The 18,800-nt window shown below is 73.9% G+C and carries 16 protein-coding genes; 8 read left to right on the top strand and 8 right to left on the bottom strand.

Annotation, left to right across the window (positions count from 1 at the left end; translation table 11 throughout):
* Positions 1-26: 26 nt before the first annotated feature.
* The 7 genes from FHX40_RS01320 to mfd all read right to left on the bottom strand — a co-directional run bounded on the left by FHX40_RS01320 (position 27) and on the right by mfd (position 8,745).
* The gene (locus FHX40_RS01320) at positions 27-977 is read right to left on the bottom strand and encodes a Ppx/GppA phosphatase family protein (RefSeq protein WP_142257904.1); all 951 of its coding nucleotides are present in this window, start codon (positions 975-977) and stop codon (positions 27-29) included.
* Positions 974-1,495: a DUF501 domain-containing protein gene (locus FHX40_RS01315; protein ID WP_189136218.1), complete on the bottom strand. Its 522-nt coding sequence runs from the start codon at positions 1,493-1,495 to the stop codon at positions 974-976. The genes FHX40_RS01320 and FHX40_RS01315 overlap by 4 nt, the downstream gene beginning before the upstream one ends.
* Positions 1,496-1,583: 88 nt before the next feature.
* Positions 1,584-2,039, bottom strand: a complete 456-nt coding sequence (locus FHX40_RS01310) for an FtsB family cell division protein (protein ID WP_142257902.1) — start codon at positions 2,037-2,039, stop codon at positions 1,584-1,586.
* A gap of 4 nt (positions 2,040-2,043) precedes the next feature.
* Positions 2,044-3,321 carry a phosphopyruvate hydratase gene (eno, locus tag FHX40_RS01305; RefSeq protein ID WP_142257901.1) on the bottom strand — a complete coding sequence of 426 codons (1,278 nt, stop codon included), beginning with the start codon at positions 3,319-3,321 and terminating at the stop codon, positions 2,044-2,046.
* 166 nt (positions 3,322-3,487) lie between these two features.
* Complete coding sequence (locus FHX40_RS01300) at positions 3,488-4,459, bottom strand: nucleoside triphosphate pyrophosphohydrolase (protein WP_142257900.1); 972 nt, start codon at positions 4,457-4,459, stop codon at positions 3,488-3,490.
* Positions 4,460-4,474: 15 nt separating this feature from the next.
* Positions 4,475-5,083 carry a SurA N-terminal domain-containing protein gene (locus FHX40_RS01295; RefSeq protein WP_170198674.1) on the bottom strand — a complete coding sequence of 203 codons (609 nt, stop codon included), beginning with the start codon at positions 5,081-5,083 and terminating at the stop codon, positions 4,475-4,477.
* 122 nt (positions 5,084-5,205) lie between these two features.
* Positions 5,206-8,745 carry a transcription-repair coupling factor gene (gene mfd, locus FHX40_RS01290; protein WP_142257898.1) on the bottom strand — a complete coding sequence of 1,180 codons (3,540 nt, stop codon included), beginning with the start codon at positions 8,743-8,745 and terminating at the stop codon, positions 5,206-5,208.
* Positions 8,746-8,917: 172 nt separating this feature from the next.
* Between mfd and FHX40_RS01285 the strand changes: the two genes are divergently transcribed.
* The 3 genes from FHX40_RS01285 to FHX40_RS01275 all read left to right on the top strand — a co-directional run bounded on the left by FHX40_RS01285 (position 8,918) and on the right by FHX40_RS01275 (position 12,226).
* On the top strand, positions 8,918-9,646 hold the full coding sequence (locus tag FHX40_RS01285) for a class I SAM-dependent methyltransferase (RefSeq protein WP_142257897.1): 729 nt from the start codon (positions 8,918-8,920) through the stop codon (positions 9,644-9,646).
* A gap of 403 nt (positions 9,647-10,049) precedes the next feature.
* Complete coding sequence (gene cysC, locus FHX40_RS01280) at positions 10,050-11,297, top strand: adenylyl-sulfate kinase (protein WP_142257896.1); 1,248 nt, start codon at positions 10,050-10,052, stop codon at positions 11,295-11,297.
* Positions 11,297-12,226, top strand: coding sequence for a sulfite exporter TauE/SafE family protein (locus FHX40_RS01275; protein ID WP_142257895.1), 930 nt, complete (start codon positions 11,297-11,299; stop codon positions 12,224-12,226). Before cysC ends, FHX40_RS01275 begins: the two co-directional genes overlap by 1 nt.
* 12 nt (positions 12,227-12,238) lie before the next feature.
* Here FHX40_RS01275 and FHX40_RS01270 read toward each other — a convergent pair whose 3' ends face one another.
* Positions 12,239-13,297: a glycoside hydrolase family 26 protein gene (locus tag FHX40_RS01270; protein ID WP_142257894.1), complete on the bottom strand. Its 1,059-nt coding sequence runs from the start codon at positions 13,295-13,297 to the stop codon at positions 12,239-12,241.
* A gap of 273 nt (positions 13,298-13,570) precedes the next feature.
* On the opposite strand from FHX40_RS01270, the gene FHX40_RS01265 reads away from it, so the two are divergent.
* From FHX40_RS01265 to FHX40_RS01245, 5 genes are read left to right on the top strand one after another with little or no spacing between them, the layout of a single operon-like run.
* Positions 13,571-14,371 (top strand): Wzz/FepE/Etk N-terminal domain-containing protein, encoded by an 801-nt coding sequence (locus FHX40_RS01265; RefSeq protein WP_142257893.1) that lies wholly within the window; start codon positions 13,571-13,573, stop codon positions 14,369-14,371.
* Positions 14,368-15,813: a hypothetical protein gene (locus tag FHX40_RS01260; protein ID WP_229788832.1), complete on the top strand. Its 1,446-nt coding sequence runs from the start codon at positions 14,368-14,370 to the stop codon at positions 15,811-15,813. Before FHX40_RS01265 ends, FHX40_RS01260 begins: the two co-directional genes overlap by 4 nt.
* Complete coding sequence (locus FHX40_RS25360; protein ID WP_189136217.1) at positions 15,810-16,949, top strand: hypothetical protein; 1,140 nt, start codon at positions 15,810-15,812, stop codon at positions 16,947-16,949. Before FHX40_RS01260 ends, FHX40_RS25360 begins: the two co-directional genes overlap by 4 nt.
* 59 nt (positions 16,950-17,008) lie before the next feature.
* Positions 17,009-17,869, top strand: coding sequence for a sulfotransferase family protein (locus FHX40_RS01250; protein ID WP_373286898.1), 861 nt, complete (start codon positions 17,009-17,011; stop codon positions 17,867-17,869).
* Positions 17,857-18,792 carry a sulfotransferase gene (locus tag FHX40_RS01245; protein ID WP_142257891.1) on the top strand — a complete coding sequence of 312 codons (936 nt, stop codon included), beginning with the start codon at positions 17,857-17,859 and terminating at the stop codon, positions 18,790-18,792. The genes FHX40_RS01250 and FHX40_RS01245 overlap by 13 nt, the downstream gene beginning before the upstream one ends.
* Positions 18,793-18,800 lie beyond the last annotated feature (8 nt).

Genomic DNA, 18,800 nt, shown 5'->3' with positions numbered 1-18,800 from the left:
GCGCCGCCGGGGCCAAACCGTCGTCACTACCGGCGGTACAGGCTGAACGCGATGCCGTCGAGGATGTCGTGCTCGCTCGCCACCACCTCGGCGAAGCCGAAGCGGCGCATGATGCGGTCGAGGATGAGCGAGCCCGCGCAGATCACGTCGACCCGGCCCGGGTGCATCACCGGGATCGCCGCGCGCTCGTCGTGGGTCATCGCAAGGAGGCGGGAGACCACCTCGCTCACCCGCGCGGCGGGGACGCGGGAGTGGTGGATGCGCGCGGAGTCGTAGGCGGGCAGGTCGAGCGCGATGCCGGTCACCGTGGTCACCGACCCGGCGAGGCCGATGAGCGTGCGCGCCTCGCGCACCGGCACTGCCCGCTCCACGCGGTCGAGCGCGGCCTCCACGTCGGCGACGACCGCCTGCACCGCCTCGGCCGCGGGGGGATCGCCGGCGCCCTTGAGGTGCCGCTCGGTGAGCCGTACGCAGCCGATGTCCACCGAGATCGCCCCGGCGACGTCCCCGGAGGCCGGGCCGCCGCCCGTGCCCACGATGAACTCGGTCGAGCCGCCCCCGATGTCCACCACCAGGTACGGCTCGGCCAGCCCCGGCGGCAGGTCGCCGGTGGCGCCGGTGAACGAGAGCCGGGCCTCCTCGTCGCCGCTCACCACCTCCGGGTCGACGCCGAAGATCTCCCGCACCCCGGAGACGAACGCGTCCCGGTTGGCGGCGTCCCGGGTGGCGCTGGTCGCCACCACCCGTACCGGCGTCGGCCCGTCGGCCGCGTGCTTGGCGATCAGCTTGGCGTACCCGCGCATCGCGGTGAAGGTGCGGTCGAGCGCCTCCGGGGCGAGCCGCCCGGTTCGGTCGACGCCCTCGCCGAGCCGGACGATCTCCATGCGCCGCTCCACGTCGGCGAGCCCGCCGTCGGTGACGTCGGCGATGAGCAGCCGTACCGAGTTCGTGCCGCAGTCGATCGCCGCGACCCTCATTCGCCCTCCTCCTCCGGCTCGGGCACCTTCACGCACGGGCCTCCGGCCCACCACTCGGGGAGCATGTCGAGCGCCTCCCGGCCGAACGGGTTGATCCCCGGTACGGCGAGCTCGTGCGCGACCAGGGCGTGCAGGCACTTCACCCGGGTCGGCATGCCGCCGGCGCTCTGCATGCCCTCCGGCAGCGGCTCCAGGCCCTCCTCCTCACCGGCCTTGGCCCGCCGGGCGAGGTAGTCCTCGTGCGCGGCCCGGTAGCGGGCGGCGAGCTCGGGGTCCTCGGCGAGCCGCTCCCGCATCTGACGCATCAGCCCCGAGCTCTCCAGGGTGCCGATCGCCGAGGCCGCCTTCGGGCAGGTCAGGTAGAACAACGTGGGGAACGGCGTGCCGTCGGGCAGCCGCGGCGCGGTCTCCACCACGTCCGGCAGTCCGCACGGGCACCGATGCGCGACCCGGCGCATCGCCCGCGGCTTGCGTCCGAGCTGCAGCTCGACCGCCGCCACATCCCTTGGATCGATCATGCCGCTCCCGTTCCCGTACCGGCGTTGTCCTGCCCCCATCCTGCCCGAAGCCGCGGACCGCCCGGTCCGCCGGTTCCCCGGCGGGCGCTCACCGCGCGGCCTCGCCCCGCTCGTCGCCGCCGCCGGTGCCGCCGTCCCGGCCGGTGCCGCCGGCGCGGCGCCCGGTGCCCGCGTCGGCGGCTTGCGTCGACTCCCACAGCGCCTGGTACCAGGGCACCTTGGGATCGGACCGGGTCTCGGCCTTCCGGTCGGACCGGTCGTCGCGGGCGGGATCGTCCGCCACGACGTAGCACTTCTCACCGGCGCCGCAGTAGTGCAGGCGGGCGCGCGCCTGCTGCCGGATGTACTCGGGATCGGAGAGCCTGCGGTTCTGCTCGGTGAGCCGCCGCAGCTCCTCCAGGCCCCGGGCCCGCTGCTCCTCCAGCTCGGCGATCTGCCGCCGCTGGGCGATGTACTCGCGCACCGGGTAGGCGAGGCTCATCACGATCGCGCAGACGACGACCGCGAGGATCGCCGCCCGCCCCGTCAACTGCGGGCGCCGCATCGCCTCAGCCGGTGAAGCGCGGGAAGGCCTTGCGACCGGCGTACTCGGCGGCGTCGTCGAGCAGCTCCTCGATGCGCAGGAGCTGGTTGTACTTCGCCACCCGGTCGGAGCGGGCCGGGGCGCCGGTCTTGATCTGGCCGCAGTTGGTGGCGACCGCGAGGTCGGCGATGGTGACGTCCTCGGTCTCGCCGGAGCGGTGGCTCATCATGCACCGGTAGCCGGCCCGGTGCGCGAGCTCGACCGCGTCGAGGGTCTCCGACAGCGTGCCGATCTGGTTCACCTTGACCAGCAGCGCGTTCGCCACGCCCTCGGCGATGCCGCGGGCGAGCCGCTCGGGGTTGGTGACGAACAGGTCGTCGCCGACGAGCTGGACGCGGTTGCCGAGCGCCTGGGTGATCGCCTTCCAGCCCTCCCAGTCCTCCTCGTTGAGGGGGTCCTCGATGGAGACGAGCGGGTAGGCGTCGACCAGCTCCTGGTAGTAGGAGATCATCTCGTCGGCGCTGCGACCCTTGCCCTCGATGGTGTAGACGCCGTCCTGGTGGAACTCGGACGCGGCGACGTCGAGCGCGAGGGCGATGTCGCCGCCGGGGGTGTACCCGGCCTTCTCGATCGCGGCGACGATGAGGTCGAGCGCGTCCCGGTTCGACGGCAGGTTCGGGGCGAAGCCACCCTCGTCGCCGAGGCCGGTGGCGTACCCGCGCTCCTTGAGCACCGCCTTGAGCGCGTGGTAGGTCTCCGCGCCCCAGCGCAGCGCCTCGGAGAAGGTCTCCGCACCGATCGGCGCGATCATGAACTCCTGGATGTCGACGTTCGTGTCCGCGTGCGCGCCGCCGTTGAGGATGTTCATCATCGGGACCGGCAGCACGTGCGCGTTCGGCCCGCCCACGTAGCGGAACAGCGGCAGGTCGGCGCTCTCCGCGGCGGCCTTCGCCACGGCGAGGGACACGCCGAGGATGGCGTTCGCGCCGAGGCGGGACTTGTTCGGCGTGCCGTCGAGGTCGATCATCGTCTGGTCGATGATCCGCTGCTCCTCGGCCTCGATGCCGTGGATCTCGTCGGCGATCTCGTCGGTCACCGCGAGCACGGCCTTCTCCACGCTCTTGCCGCCGTACGCGGCCTCGCCGTCGCGGAGCTCGACGGCCTCGAACCGCCCCGTGGACGCGCCGCTGGGTACCGCGGCGCGGCCGGTGCTGTAGTCGTCCAGAACGACCTCGACCTCCACGGTCGGGTTGCCCCGGGAGTCGAGGATCTGACGCGCGGTAACGGCCTCGATGGAAGCCACGAAGCACTCCTAGAGGTAGGTCCCCAAGTTACGTCAAGAGCCTATCCGGCCCGCCCGCGACCGCCACGTCGGCCACACGTGCCACATCCGCATCAGGACACGGATCCGGACGCCGAATCGGCGCCCGGGCTCGTACCCGCGCCGGGACCCGCGGAACGACCCCGCGTCAGGGTGCGGCCGAGTCCCGGGACGCCTCCCATTCCCGCACCCGGTCCCGGTACGCGCGGGCGGCGGCGCGCAGCTCCGCCTCCGGGTCGAGGCCCGCCTGCTGCGCCTCGCGCACCAGCGCGAACAGCCGGGCGCCGAGCCCCGAGCCGACGTCCTCGGCGAGCTCCGGCGGGGCGCCGGCGCGGGTGGCGCGGCCGAGCAGCTGCGCCGCGAGGGAGAGCGCGGGCTGGCCCATCGGCACCCCGGCGAGCACCGAGGCGTCCCCGCCCTTCGCCGCGCGCTCGGCCGCCTTGATCGCGTCCCAGTTGTCGCTCACCTCGTCCGCGCCGGAAACCGAGACCGAGCCGAACACGTGCGGGTGGCGGCGCACCAGCTTCGCCACGATCGCCTCGGCCACGTCGTCGATGTCGAAGCCGCCCGCGTCCGCGTCCCGCTCGGCGGCGATGCGGGCGTGGAAGGCGACCTGGAGCAGCAGGTCGCCGAGCTCCTCGCGGAGCGCCCCGTGGTCGCCCTCCTCGATCGTCTCGGTGACCTCGTAGGCCTCCTCCAGCAGGTACGGCAGCAGCGACTCGTGGGTCTGCTTCGCGTCCCACGGGCAGTTCGAGCGCAGCCGGTCCATCACCCGGACCAGGTCGATCAGCCGCGCGCCGGGCAGGTCGGCCGTGCCCGCGACGGTCTCGATCGCGGGCGGCTCGGGCAGGGCGCGGGCGGCCTCACCGACGGCCGCGAGGAACTCCTCGTCGCCGTCCTGCGCGGCGAGCCAGACCACCGTGCCCGCGGCCGCGCGGCGGGCGACCGCCTCCGGGTCGGGGTCCACCGTCTCGGCGGTGATCCCGGCCTCGGCGAGGTGCGGCAGCAGCGGGTGCTCGGGCGATCCGACGAGCACCGGGTGGGCGCGCAGCACCTCCCACGCCCGGTGGGTGAGCGGCCCCGGGGCGACCCGGGGCGAGCTGGTGACGACGATCAGCACCGGCCGCGCTCCGGGTCAGCCCTCGTTGCCGTCGGCGTCCGCGGCGCCGAACCGGTCGGGCAGCTCGAACCGGCCGTCGAGCCCGACGCGCTTGCCGTACCGCGGGTTCCAGGTCACCGGGGCGGCCTCGGAGAGCGCCTTGTCCAGCTTCTCCATCGCCTCGTTCTCGGTGGTCTGCTCGGTGATGCCGAGCCGCGGGGCGACCTTGTTCTGGATGACCTGGGCGCGCATGAAGTCGCGGATCCGGGCCTTGGGGATGCCCACCCGCGGCGCGAGCTGGTCGAACGAGATCTGGTAGGCGTCCTCGTACCGCTTGATCTGCTGGTCGATCTCGCTCTCGCTCACCGTGATGCCGTCACGCCGGGCGAGCTGCTCGGACTGGCGGATGAGCACGAGGTAGTGGAGCACCACCTGGGGCAGCTTCGCGGGCAGCGCCTCGGGCGCGTCCAGATCGGCGTTGATCGCAGCGGCCTCCCGCTTCACGGCCTCGATGTTCTGGTTCAGCTCGGCGGAGGAGATGCGCTCGCCGCCCACCACGGCGGCGGTGCCGGCGGGGGTGCAGGCGGTCAGCGCCGCGGCGGTGGCGGCCACCGCCAGCAGGAAACGCACACGATTCGACTTCACCGTATCGACCTTCCGATATGCCCGGGACGCAGGCACGTTACCATCGGCGCCCGCCCCCTCGATCCTTCGTTCGCACTGGCTGTGGAAAACCTGCCCGGAGCGACCGTTCCCGGTGCCATGGCTCAGCGCGCCGCCGACGCCGCCGCCTGACCGGACGCCGCCTGGCCCGCCGGGGCCGGCGGGAACATCGCCTCCACCAGGTCCCGGCACCATTTCAGCAGCTCCAGGTCACGCAACGGCCGCCCCCCTACGGGCTTGGTGCGCGGCACCGGCACGAGCAGCAGCCGGGTCGGCGCCTTGTACACCGACTTGGGGTAGAGCCGCTGCAGCCGCACCTGCTGGGACTCCTTCAGCTCGACCGGCGAGAACCGGATGTGCTGGCCCTGCAGCGTGATGTCGGTGAGCCCGGCCTTCGCCGCCCGCACCCGGAACCGCGCCACCTCGAGCAGGTTGTCCACCTCCTCCGGCGGCGGGCCGTACCGGTCGCGCAGCTCCTCGCGGATCGCGGCGACGTCGTCGTCCGAGGTGACGCCCGCGATGCGCTTGTACGCCTCCAGCCGCAGCCGCTCGGAGGTGACGTAGTCGTGCGGGATGTGCGCGTTCACCGGCAGCTCGACCTTGACCTCGGCCCGCTCCGGCTCGGGCTCGCCCCCGGCGAGCTTCGCCTTCTGCTCCTGCACCGCCTCGGCCATCATGCGCACGTACAGGTCGAAGCCGACCCCGGCGATGTGGCCGGACTGCTCGGCACCGAGGATGTTGCCCGCGCCGCGGATCTCCAGGTCCTTCATCGCCACGTACATGCCCGCGCCCATCTCGGTGTGCTGGGCGATCGTGGCGAGCCGCTCGTGCGCGGTCTCGGTGAGCGGGGTCTCCGGCGGATAGAGGAAATAGGCGTAGCCGCGCTCCCGGCCCCGGCCCACCCGGCCGCGCAGCTGGTGGAGCTGGGCGAGGCCGTAGTTGTCCGCCCGGTCCACGATGAGCGTGTTCGCGTTCGGCACGTCGAGGCCGGACTCGACGATCGTGGTGCACACGAGCACGTCGTACTCGCGCTCCCAGAACGCCACCATGATCTTCTCGAGCTGGTGCTCGTTCATCTGGCCGTGCGCGACCGCGACCCGCGCCTCCGGCACCAGCTCGCGGATCCGGGCGGCGGCCTTGTCGATCGACCGCACCCGGTTGTGCACGTAGAACACCTGGCCGTCGCGCATCAGCTCGCGCCGGATCGCGGCGGCGATCTGCTTCTCGTCGTACGGCCCGACGAAGGTGAGGATCGGGTGGCGCTCCTCCGGCGGGGTGAGGATGGTGGACATCTCCCGGATGCCGGTGAGGCCCATCTCCAGCGTGCGCGGGATCGGGGTCGCCGACATCGCGAGCACGTCCACCTGGGTGCGCAGCCGCTTCATCGCCTCCTTGTGCTCGACGCCGAAGCGCTGCTCCTCGTCGATGATGATCAGCCCGAGGTTCTTGAACCGCACCTCCGGGGAGAGCAGCCGGTGGGTGCCGATCACCACGTCGACCGTGCCGTCGGCGAGGCCGCGCAGCGTCTCGGCCACCTCGGCGTCGCTCTGGAACCGGGACAGCGGGCGCACCACCACCGGGAACGAGGCGAACCGCTCGGTGAAGGTGGCCATGTGCTGCTGCACCAGCAGCGTGGTCGGCACGAGCACCGCCACCTGGCGGTCGTCCTGCACCGCCTTGAACGCCGCGCGCACCGCGATCTCGGTCTTGCCGTACCCGACGTCGCCGCAGATCAGCCGGTCCATCGGGACCGGCCGCTCCATGTCGCGCTTGACCTCCTCGATCGCGGCGAGCTGGTCGGGGGTCTCGGCGTACGGGAAGGCGTCCTCCATCTCCCGCTGCCACGGGGTGTCCGGGGCGAACGCGTGGCCCGGCGAGGCCATGCGGGCGCTGTACAGCCGGATCAGCTCGCCCGCGATCTCCTTCACCGCCTTGCGCGCCCGGCTCTTCGCCTTCGCCCAGTCGGCGCCGCCCATCCGGTTGAGCGTGGGCGCCTCGCCGCCGACGTACCGGGTGACCTGGTCGAGCTGGTCGGTGGGCACGTAGAGCCGGTCGCCCTTGGCGTACTCGATCACCAGGTACTCGCGGGTGGCGCCCTGCACCACGCGCTGCACCATCTCCACGTACCGGCCGACGCCGTGCTGCTCGTGCACCACGTAGTCGCCGGGGCGCAGCTGCAGCGGGTCCACCATGTTGCGGCGGCGGCTCGGCAGCTTGCGCATGTCCCGGGTGGACGCCTTCAGCCCCACCAGATCGGTGTGGGTGACGAGCGCGAGGCGCGGGGTGACGAAGCCGTGCTCGAGCCGGCCGGTGGTGACGTGCACGACGCCGGGCTGTGGCGGCTCGGGCAGGCCGGGCGCGAGCCGGGCGGGCACGTCCACGCCCTTGAGCAGCTCGACCATGCGCTCGGCGGTGCCGTGCCCCTCGCTGAGCAGCACCACGGCGCGGCCGTCGCCGAGCCAGCCCTTGATGTCGCCGAGCGCCCGCCGGGTGTCGCCGCGGTACGCCTCGGCCTCCTGGACCGCGGGCGTCACCGCATCGCCGCCCTCGTCGGTGGTCTCGAACGGGGCGATCGTCCACCAGGGCTGGCCGAGCTCGCGGGCCCGGGCGCGCACCTCGTCGAGGGTGCGGAACGCGGCCTCGCGCAGGTCGATCGGGGCCTCGCCGCCGGCCGCGGCGGTGATCCAGGACGCCTCGAGGAACTCCTGGCTGGTACGCACCAGCTCCTCGGCCCGGCCGCGGATGCGCTCGGGGTCGCAGACGAACACGCCGGTGCCCGCGGACATGTGGTCGAGCAGCAGGTCCATGCCGTCGGCGAGCACCGGCGCGAGGGCCTCCATGCCCTCCAGCGGGGTGCCCTCGGCGAGCTGGTCGAGGATGTCCTTGAGCCGCGGGTGCTCGTCGGCGAGCCGCCGGGCCCGGTCCCGCACCTGCGGGGTGAGCAGCAGCTCCCGGCACGGCGGGGCGAACAGGCCGTCCGGCGCCGCCTGCAGCGAGCGCTGGTCGGCGACCTTGAACCAGCGGATCTCCTCCACCGTGTCGCCCCAGAACTCCAGCCGCAGCGGGTGCTCCTCGGTGGGCGGGAACACGTCGAGCAGGCCGCCGCGCACCGCGACCTCGCCGCGCCGCTCCACCATGTCCACCCGGTGGTAGCCGTTCGCCACCAGGCGCTCGACGAGCTCGTCGAGGTCGGCCTCGTCGCCCGCGCGGAGCCGTACCGGCTCCAGGTCGCCGAGGCCGGAGACGATCGGCTGCAGCACCGCCCGCACCGGGGCGACCACCACCCGCAGCGGCCCGGCGGCCGGGTCGCCCTCGACCGGGTGGGCGAGCCGGCGGAGCACGGCGACGCGGCGGCCCACGGTGTCGCTGCGCGGGGACAGGCGCTCGTGCGGCAGCGTCTCCCACGCGGGGAACACGGCGACGCTGCTCTCCTCCAGCAGACTGCTCAGCCCGGCGGCGAGGTCCTCGGCCTCCCGGTCGGTCGCGGTCACGGCGAGGACGGGCCGGTGGCGGGCGAGCGCGGCGACCCCGAACGGCCGCAGCGCGGGCGGCGCGACCAGGTTCACGTCCTCGCCGGACCGGTCAAGCGCGGCGGCGAGGCCGGGGTCGGCGATGACGAGATCGAGCAGTCCGGAAAGAGACATAGCGAATGCCCACAGCCCCACGTTGGCAGAGACGAGCGGCCCCCGAGACGGCGACGGGCCGCCGGGGGCGACCATTCACGTCAAGGCTACTTGGTGCCGGGACGGGTGCGGCGCAGGTGGCGAGCGCCCGGCCCCGGACGCTTTGTGCAGTCGATTCGCTACTATGAGTGACATGTCTGAGGTCCGCTGGTCGCCCGTGGTCCAGAGCGACGTGTTCGGGCAACGCGTCCGCGAGCACGGGAACGAGCTCGGGCGGCGGCTCGACGTCCTGGTCGCGGGGTGCGGCCGGGGCGCCCGGTTGCGGCTCGACGGCGTCGACGCCCGGGTGACCGGCGTGGACGAGGACCTGCCGATCCTCCGCTCGGCCACCGCGGCCCGCACCGACCTCGACACCTGGTGCCTCGGCGACCTGCGCGCCACCCCCATGCCGCCGCGGTCGTTCGACGTGGTGTACGTGTCGTTCCTGCTGGAGCGCATCCGGCACGCCGAGCTCGTGCTCGACCGCATGGCCACCGCGCTGCGGCCCGGCGGGCTGCTGCTCGTGGAGATGCGCGACCGGTCCTCGGCGTACGGGTTCTACGACCGCATGCTGCCGGGGTGGCTGCGGCGGCGGCTGTGGCACCGGTTCGTGCCGCCGGGCACGCCGGGGCCGCTGCCCGCGGTGTACGAGCCGGTCACCTCGCGGGAGGGCATCCGCTCCTTCTGCCTGATGCGCGGGCTGATGATCGCCGAGGACTATCTCGGCTCCTCCGGGCCCGCGCTGCGCGGGCGACATGCCCGGCTGGTGCGGGCGATGTGCGGGCTCGCCGAGAAACTTTCCCGCGGCCGCCTCTCCGCCACCTGCGACGAGATCACCCTCGTCATCCGCAAACCGCAGAACCACTTCGCCCGGCTGCTCTGATCCCCCGGCCCTGCTTTCCACCGCTTTCCGTTCCCCGCCCGTCCACCCGGCGGGACCGCCATCGCCCGCGAAACGTTCACGCTCGATCCGACCGGCGGCACCGGCCTTCATCCTCTCCGCCGGTCACCCCGGGAGCGCCCGGCCGTTTCCGCACCGGATCACGTCCGTCCCCGCCCACCGGTGTCGCACGGGTACGGCTCCGCACGCCCGGCCGCGTCTCCTCCGGTCTCCGGTCGGCTCCGCCCTGTCCGCCACGGACGAGGCGTTCCGGGCCCGCCGTACCCTGCCCGGCCCCGGCCGGCGGTCTCTCTGCGCGAGGCCCGTCACCAGGGGGCCGACGTGGTTAGGCTCGTCGCATTCGTTAAGGTGAAGCAATTCCTATCGAGTCGATCGGAATAGGTGGATGCCAAACCAAGTCGAGTGGACTCCCGACGCCCGTGAGCTCGCCGACCTGGAGCTGCTGCTCTCCGGCGCGTTCCACCCGCTCACCGGGTTCCTCGGCGCGGCCGACGTCGCCGAGGTCACCGCGCGGGGCCGGCTCACCGACGGCACCCCCTGGCCCGCCCCGGTGACGCTGCACCTGCCGTTCCCGGTCGCGCCCGGGGACACGGTCCGGCTGTGCGACCCGGAGGGCGCGGCGCTCGCCGAGCTCACCGTCACCGAGCAGGCCGAGACCGGGGAGGTCGCCGGGCCGGTGAAGCGGCTCGGCACGCCCGAGCACGGGCCGTTCGCCCGGCTGCGGCGCGGCCCCGCCGAGGTCCGCGCGGAGCTCGGGGACGGGCCGGTGCTCGCGGTGACGAGCCGTGGGCCGCTCGACGACACCGTGCTCGAGGAGATCAAGGCCACCGCCGTGGAGCTGGAGGCGGCCACCGTGCTGCTGCTCCCGCTCATCTTCGGGGAGCGCGGCCCGGCCGTGGTGCGCGACGCGCTGCGGGCCGCCGACCGGCTGCGCCAGGAGGGCGCGCCGTTCGGGGTGACCGTGGTCGCGGTGCCGCTCGCGCCCCGGGAGGCCCCGATCGACCTGGAGCTGCGCGAGCACGTCGCCGCCGCGTACGGCGCGGCCGAGCACTTCGCCGCCCCCGAGCCGGTCGAGATCCCGGGGCCGCCGCACCGGCGCGGGCTCGTGCTGTTCTTCACCGGCCTGTCCGGGTCGGGCAAGTCGACGATCGCCCGCGGGGTGCGGGACGCGCTGCTCGAGCGCGGCGGCCGTACCGTCACCTACCTCGACGGGGACGTGGTGCGGCGGCTGCTGTCGAAGGGGCTGACCTTCTCCAAGGAGGACCGGGACCTCAACATCCGGCGCATCGGGTTCGTCGCCGCCGAGGTGGCCCGGCACGGCGGGCTCGCGATCTGCGCGCCGATCGCGCCGTACGCGGCGACCCGGGCCGAGGTGCGGGCGATGGTGGAGGAGGTCGGCGGGGTCTTCCTGCTCGTGCACGTGGCCACGCCGCTGGAGGAGTGCGAGCGGCGGGACCGCAAGGGCCTGTACGCCAAGGCGCGCGCCGGGCTCATCCCCGCGTTCACCGGCATCTCCGACCCGTACGAGGAGCCCGACGACGCCGACCTGGTGATCGACACCACGGACATGCCGGTGGAGAAGGCCGTCGCGGCGGTGATGAACCTGCTCACCTCCGGAGGCTGGATTCGCTGATGCGCTGGGACACGCCGTGGGGCGCGCTCGAGGTCGATCCCGCGCTCGCCGGGGGAGCGTTCCTCGTCGCGCTGGTGGTCGGGCTCACCGGCATGGGCGGCGGGGCGCTGATGACGCCGATGATGCTGCTGTTCTTCGACGTCCCGCCGCTCGCCGCGGTCTCCAGCGACCTGGTGGCCTCGGCGGTGATGAAGCCGGTCGGCGGCCTCGTCCACCTGCGGCGGGGCACGGTGAACCTCCGGCTGGTGGGCTGGCTGTGCGCCGGGTCGGTGCCCGCGGCGTTCTGCGGCGTGCTCGTCGCCCGCCTGCTCGGCGACGGCGCCGACGTGCAGCAGGTGATCAAGTACGCCCTCGGGGTGGCGCTGCTGCTCGCCGTGGCCGGGCTCGTCGCCAAGGCGTGGCTCGGCGCCCGGCGGGACGCCGCCCTGCCCGAGGGTGCCGCCGACGCCGCCCTGGATGTCCGCGTACGCCCGATTCCTACCTTACTGGTCGGTATGGTCGGCGGCATCGTGGTCGGCATCACCTCGGTCGGCTCCGGCTCGCTCATCATCGTGGCGCTGCTGCTGCTCTACCCGACGCTGCGCGCCAACGGGCTCGTCGGCACCGACCTCGTGCAGGCCGTACCGCTGGTGCTGTCCGCCGCGCTCGGCCACCTGCTGTTCGGCGACTTCCGGCTCGACCTCACCACGTCGCTGCTGCTCGGCTCGCTCCCCGGCGTCTACCTCGGCGCCCGGGTCTCCGCCCGCGCCCCCGGCGGCGTGATCCGCGCCCTGCTCGTGGTGGTGCTGCTCGCCTCGTCGCTCAAGCTGCTCGGCGTGGGCACCGCCGCCACCGCGTGGATCCTGCTCGGCGCGATCGCGGTCGCCGCCTGCTCGTGGTGGGTCACCCGGACCCGCGCCGCCCGGGTACGGCAGCCGCAGTCGCTGTAGCCGGGCCGCGGGCTAGGGCACCGGCGTGGCGGTGAAGTGCGGGCTGCGCGCGAGCGCGGTGAACGCGCGCGCCGCGCCCGGCGTGGTGTCGAACCGGGTGTCCCCGCGCGGCGCCCGCGGCGAGTCGAAGTAGACGAGCGCCTTGATCTGCGGGAAGTCGTGGATCTGCCGCGCGACCGAGCGGAAGATGCGCTCCTTGCGGTGCGGGTCGTCCGGGTCCTCGAACACGCCCCACTCGGCGACCATGAACGGCTTGCCGGGGAAGCGGGCCTGCATCCACTTGTAGAAGCCGGGCCAGTTCGGGTAGTCGGGCCGGATCTTGTTCACCAGGCCGGCGAAGTCGCGCACCCGGTGGTCGGCGTACGGGTCGATCGCCACCCAGTCGACCACGTCGTCGCCGGGGTACAGGTCGGCGAACCACCGCTTCGAGGCCCAGTTCGGCGCGCCCATGTACGTCATCACGGTCACCGCGTTGGTCACGCCGCGCTCCCGCAGCCGGGTGACGACGTGGCGGAACATCGCCGCGTAGTCCCGCGCGGTACGGCCGGAGCCGGGCTGCGGCCGTACGTCGTCCTCGGGCTCGTGGTGGATGGTGAGGAAGAAGCGCTTGGGGAAGGTCCGCTTGATGTACCGGGCGAGCCGGTCGATGCGCCGGTCGAACCGGCCGGCCGCGATCTCCGCCCAGGGGCGCTCGAGGCTGACCTTCCAGTTGATCAGCAGGATGCGGGACTTGGCGAGCTCGCGCTCCTCGGGGGTGGGGAAGAGCTCGTCGTTGCGGTGGTAGACGTGCAGGATCGCCGCCTTGCGGCCCATGCGCCGCTCGGCCCGCTCCAGGGCCACCGCCGGGCTCCGCCTGGTGAACACCTCGGGGGCGATCCCCCACCAGGCTCCGCAGGTGGGGATGAGCTTCTCGGTCGCCTTGCAGTGCCGGGGGCGGATGACCTCGGCGGCGGGCGGGGCGCCCGCCTCGGCCCGCGGCGCGTTCCCGGCGACGCACGCGCCGGTCGCGAGCGACGCCCCCGCGACGACCCCGGCGGCGAGCACGGCCGCCCTCCGGCGCGAACCGGGCATCCGGCCCGGCCTGGACCCGTCGCCCAGCGGACCGCGCATTTCCCCCATTCGTCCCATCTCGCCCCCTCCGAGGATGCCGGAGCAAGCATTTCATATACGCCTGGGGAACGCGGGCGACTTTACCACTTTCCAACGCTTTCCTGCGAAAGACAAAACTCGCCCTAGTCTATTTTCGTGGCATTTCACTCGAGCATCGGCCGCCCGGAATGAACATCCAGTAAAGTGCCTGGTGTCTTTTCCGATCCACCTCACCGAAGAGGGTCGCGAGTCCCCATGAGCAGGTCGCCCTTCCTCTCGCTGCTCGGCCGGCACCGGCTGCTCACCGGCGTGTGCGTGCTCGTCGGCGCGCTCGGCGGCATCGTGCTGCACGCGGTGCTGCCCGAGACGTACACCGCGACCGCGCAGGTGCTCGTGACACCGACGGGCGTACAGGATCAACCGAACAATCTCGGTCCGCGGCAGCGGGAAAACCTCAATCTCGACACCGAGGCACAGATCGCGCAGTCGGCCGTGGTCGCCGGGCTCGCCGCGGAGAAACTGGGCATCCGGGATATCGACGAAGTGCGGCGAAATATCACAATAAACGTGCCGCCGAATTCCGCGATTCTCGCCGTTTCCTACTCGGCCGCGACCCCGTCCGCCGCGGCCTCCGGCGCCCAGGCGGTCGCCACCGCCTACCTCGCCAACCGCGAGGCCATCGCCAACCGCACGCTCGCCGCGCAGCAGCGGCTGGTCGCGGCCGCGATCCGGGAGGCGGACAAGGCGCTCACCGAGGTCACCGCCTCCCTCCCCACCCTCGCCAAGGGCTCGGCCGAGTACCTCAACGCCACCCGGCGGCAGACCCTGCTGAACCGGCAGGTCGCCACGCTCACCGCCAAGGCCGACGCGCTCCGCACCGTGGCGGTGACCCCGGGCACGGTGATCAGCCCGGCCCGGCCCCCGGACTCCCCCACCGGCCCCGGGCTGCCGCTCTACCTGGGCAGCGGCCTCTTCCTCGGCCTGCTCGTCGGCAGCGGCGTGGCGGTGTACCGGGAGAGCCGGGCACCGCGCATGGCCCACGCCCACGCGTGGTGAGCCCCGCAGTCTGGCCGATCGCGGCGCTGCTCGTCGGCTACCCGATCTGGTGGGCCCTGGGCTTCGGCGGGCTGTCGATCATCGTGCTCGCCGTACCGATGGCCGTGATCCTGTGGCGGCGCCGCCCCATCCGCATGCCGCGGGGGTTCGGGCTGTGGCTGCTGCTCCTCGCCGGTTACCTGATCTCCGCGTGCATGCTCGGGGCCACGCCGCCCGGCACGTACGGCGAGCTCTCCCCCGGCCGCGTCATCGGCTACCTGGTCCGGCTCGCCCTCTACCTGTCCGTGCTGATCACCGTGCTCTACCTGGGCAACCTCAGCCATCGCGAGCTGCCGCAGCTCACCCTGGTGCGCATGCTCGGTGCGCTGTTCGTCACCACGGTCGCGGGCGGGCTGCTCGGCGTGCTCGCGCCGGATTTCTCGTTCACCGCGCCGCTGGAGATGCTGCTGCCCGACTGGATCGGCGGGCACCCGTTCGTGCAGAACCTCATCCACCCCACGGTGTCGCAGACCCAGCGGGTGCTCGGCCACGCCTCGCCGCGGCCCGAGGCGCCGTTCGAGTGGGCGAACGCGTGGGGCAGCAACATCTCGATCCTCATCATCTGGTTCGTCGTCGGCTGGTGGGTCTACGGCGGTACGGCACGGCGCATCGCGTGCGGCGTGCTGATCGCGCTCGCCGCGGTGCCGATCGTGTACTCGCTCAACCGGGGCCTGTGGATCGGGCTCGGCATCTCGGTGCTCTACGTCGTGCTGCGCGGACGCCGCCGCCCCGGGCTGCTGCTCGCGGTCGCGGCCGCCGCCGTGCTGCTCGCGCTCTCCCCGCTCAGCACGATCGTGAGCCAGCGCCTCGACAGCCCGCACAGCAACGACATCCGCGCGTTCACGGTGACCGCGACCGTGGCCGCCGCCGTGCACTCCCCGATCATCGGCTTCGGCAACACCCGCAACGCGCACGGCAACCACCGGTCGATCACCACCGGCAAGACCCAGTGGTGCCGGGAGTGCGCGCATCCCCCGCTCGGCAGCGACGGCCAGCTCTGGCTGCTGCTGATCAGCCAGGGCTTCACCGGCGCGGCCCTGTACGTCGCCTTCTACCTGGGGGCGATCCGCCGCCACTGGCGGGACCGCACCCCGATCGGGCAGGCCGGAGTGCTCGTCATGATCCTCGCCCTGTTCTACATGTTCATCTACGACGGGCTGGTGACGGCCCTGATCATGTACCTGATCTCGTTCGCCCTGCTGTGGCGCAACCAGGACAGCCCGCCGGTGCGCGGCCCCTACCGCGCGCGCCACCGCCGCCCGTTCGGCGGCCTGCTTCCGCGCGTGGACGCCCGCTCCCCCGCTCCCGGGCGGCCGGTGCCGTACGGGGGTGATGGGTGCCCCGGCGGGCCCGCGGACCACGGCCCGGGCGGGCGCGGGCGGCTCATGTGGGGGGACGCATGAGCGACCGCCGGATCCGGCTGGACTACCTCGACCAGGTCCTCGCCGTGCTCTTCCCCGCCGCCCCCGGCGGCTCCTGGCGGCGGTACACGCTGCTGCCCCACCGGCTCGTGCCGCGCCGCCTCGTGCCGCGCGAGCCGTACCACCGGCTGGTCGGCCGGGCGGTGCGGGTGCCGGTCGGCGACGGCGGCATCGAGGCCCACCTGTGCCGGGTGCTCGGCCGCGAGGTGCGGGTCGCGCTGCGGGTACGGCCGGCGCGGCGGGCGAACCGCAAGCCGGTGCTCGAGGTGTACCAGGCGGGGCGGCGCATCGCGTTCGCCAAGATCGCCGACACCGACCGGGTGCGCGGGCTGGTCCGGCACGAGGCCGCGGTGCTGCGCATGCTCGAGACCGTGCCCACCGAGGTGGTGGTCGCCCCCAGGGTGCTCCACCACGGCCTGTGGCGCGGCATGGACGTGCTCGTGCTGTCCGCCCTGCCGGTGCCCCGGCTGCGCCGCGGCCCGTCCACGGCCCTGCGCGCCGCGGCGATCCGCGAGATCGGCGGCCTCGCCGCCCACGCCCGGTGGCGGATGCCCGATCCCCGGTACGGCGCGGCGGACGAGGCCGCGACCGAGCCCCTTGACCTGCCGCTCACGGCCGCGGCGGGCGCCGCGCTCGCGGGCGCGACCGGCACCGCGACGGGCAGGGCGACCGGAACGCTGCCCCGGACCGTGCCGGCCCTGCCGCCGGACACCCTGCCCGGCGTGCCGTACGGCATGGCACCGGACACCGCGGACCCGGCGGCGGACGTCTGGGCCTGGCACGGCGACTTCGCGCCGTGGAACATCGCGCCCGGCCCGCGCGGGCGGCTGCTCGTGTGGGACTGGGAGCGGTTCGCGGTCGGCGTGCCGCTCGGCTTCGACGCGCTCCACCACTTCCTCCACCGGTCACTGCGGCGGGCGGGCCCGGCCCGGGCCGCCCGGCTGTGCCTGGAGCGCGCCCCGCTGCTGCTCGCCCCGTTCGGCGTCGACGCCGCCACGGCCCGCCGTACCGCGGCCCGCTACCTCGTCACGCTCGCCGACCGGCATCGCCGCGACGGCCACGAGCCGTTCGGCTCCCCTGCCGCATGGCTTGCCCCGCTTCTGGAGGTGCCTTCGTGATCCCCGACTCCCTTGCCCAAGTCGCGCCCGCGCCGCCCGGCCGCGGCGCGAACCCGGCCCTGCCGCGCACCGCGGCGAAGCGGGCGGCGCACGGCCTCTCCTGGGCCTTGGGCCGGGTCACCGCCGCGCACCGCGTCCTGCCGTCGTTCCTCATCGTGGGCGCGCAGCGGTGCGGCACGACCTCGCTCTACCGCTCCCTCGCCCGCCACCCGCTCGTGCTGAAGGCGGTGTGGCGCAAGGGCGTGCACTACTTCGACGTCGCCTACCACAAGGGCCCGGCCTGGTACCGGGCGCACTTCCCGCTCGCCGCCACCGCGCGCCGGGTGGCACGGCGCGAGGGGCGCATGCCGCTCGCCTTCGAGTCCTCGCCGTACTACCTGTTCCACCCGCTCGCCGCCGAGCGCATCGCCCGCGACCTGCCCGGCGTGAAGGTGATCGTGCTGGTGCGCGACCCGGTGGAGCGGGCCTGGTCGGCGCACGCGCACGAGCTGGCCCGCGGCTTCGAGACCGAGCCGTCGTTCGAGCGGGCCGTGGCCCTGGAGGAGGAACGGCTCGCCGGGGAGGAGGAGCGGCTGCGGCGGGAGCCGTACGCGGTCAGCCACGCCCACCGGCACCACGCCTACCTCGCCCGCGGCCGGTACGCCGACCAGCTCGACCGGCTCGCCGCGCACCTCGGCCGCGACCGGGTGCTCGTGCTCGACAGCGGCGACCTGTTCGCCGACCCGCGGCCCGCGTTCGAGCGGCTGTACGCCTTCCTCGGCCTGCCCGCCGCGGGCGAGGTACGGCTCGGCCGGCACAACGCCCGCCCCCGGACCTCGCCGATGCCGGACCGGCTGCGCCGCGCGCTGCGCGAGCACTTCGCCCCGTGGGACGAACGGCTGCGCCCGTGGCTCGGCGCCGACCCGTCATGGCGCCGGTAGCCCCGCCCGGGCGGCCGCCGCTGCTCGTGACCGGGCTGCCGCGCAGCGGCACGAGCTGGGCGGGCAAGATGCTCGCCGCCGGCGGCGGGCTCGTCTACGTCAACGAGCCGCTCAACCCCCAGCACCCGCCCGGCCGGTCGCCCGGCGTGCTCAACGCCACGGTGACCCACCGGTTCCAGTACATCTGCGCCGACAACGAGGAGCCGTGGCTCGCCGCGTTCGCCGACACGATCGCCCTGCGCTACCGGTTCCTCGCCGAACTGCGCCGCAACCGCTCGCCGTACGACCTGGCGCGGATGGCGAAGTACGGCACGGCGTTCACGCTCGGCCGGCTGCTCGGCCGCCGGGCGCTGCTCGACGACCCGTTCGCGCTGTTCTCCACCGCGTGGTTCTGCGAGCGGCTGGGCTGCCGGGCGGTGGTGCTCATCCGCGACCCGGTGGCGTTCGTCGGGAGCTGGCGGCGGCTCGGCTGGCGGGTCGACGTGCACGAGCTGCTCGGCCAGCCGCTGCTGGTGCGCGACCACCCGGTGGTGGAGCGGCTGCGCGGCCACGGCGCGGACCCGATCGCCGCCACGGCGACGCTGTGGACGGTCGCCCGCGACGTCGCCGTCTCGCTCGCTGCGGCCCGGTCCGACATCCGGCTGGTGCGGTACGAGGACCTCGCCCGCGACCCGGTGGGCCGCTACCGGGAGCTGTACGAGTGGTGCGGCCTGCCCTGGTCGGAGCGGGCCGCCGTGCGCATCCGCCGGGCCTGCTCCGGCCCGGCCGCCACGGACCGGCCGTTCCGGCGTACCGGGCTGTCCCGCACCGCGTTCCGCCCCATGGACCCGGCGGCGAACCTCACCTCCTACCGGGAGCGGCTCACCCCGGAGGAGATCGCCCGGGTCGCACAGCTCACCGGATCGACCGGGCTGCCGGGCTGACCCGGGCG

It is taken from the genome of Thermopolyspora flexuosa (assembly GCF_006716785.1).
Lineage (GTDB): Bacteria > Actinomycetota > Actinomycetes > Streptosporangiales > Streptosporangiaceae > Thermopolyspora > Thermopolyspora flexuosa.
The sequence above is the reverse complement of the archived record's forward strand: the minus strand, read 5'-3'. Positions and strand labels throughout refer to the sequence as shown.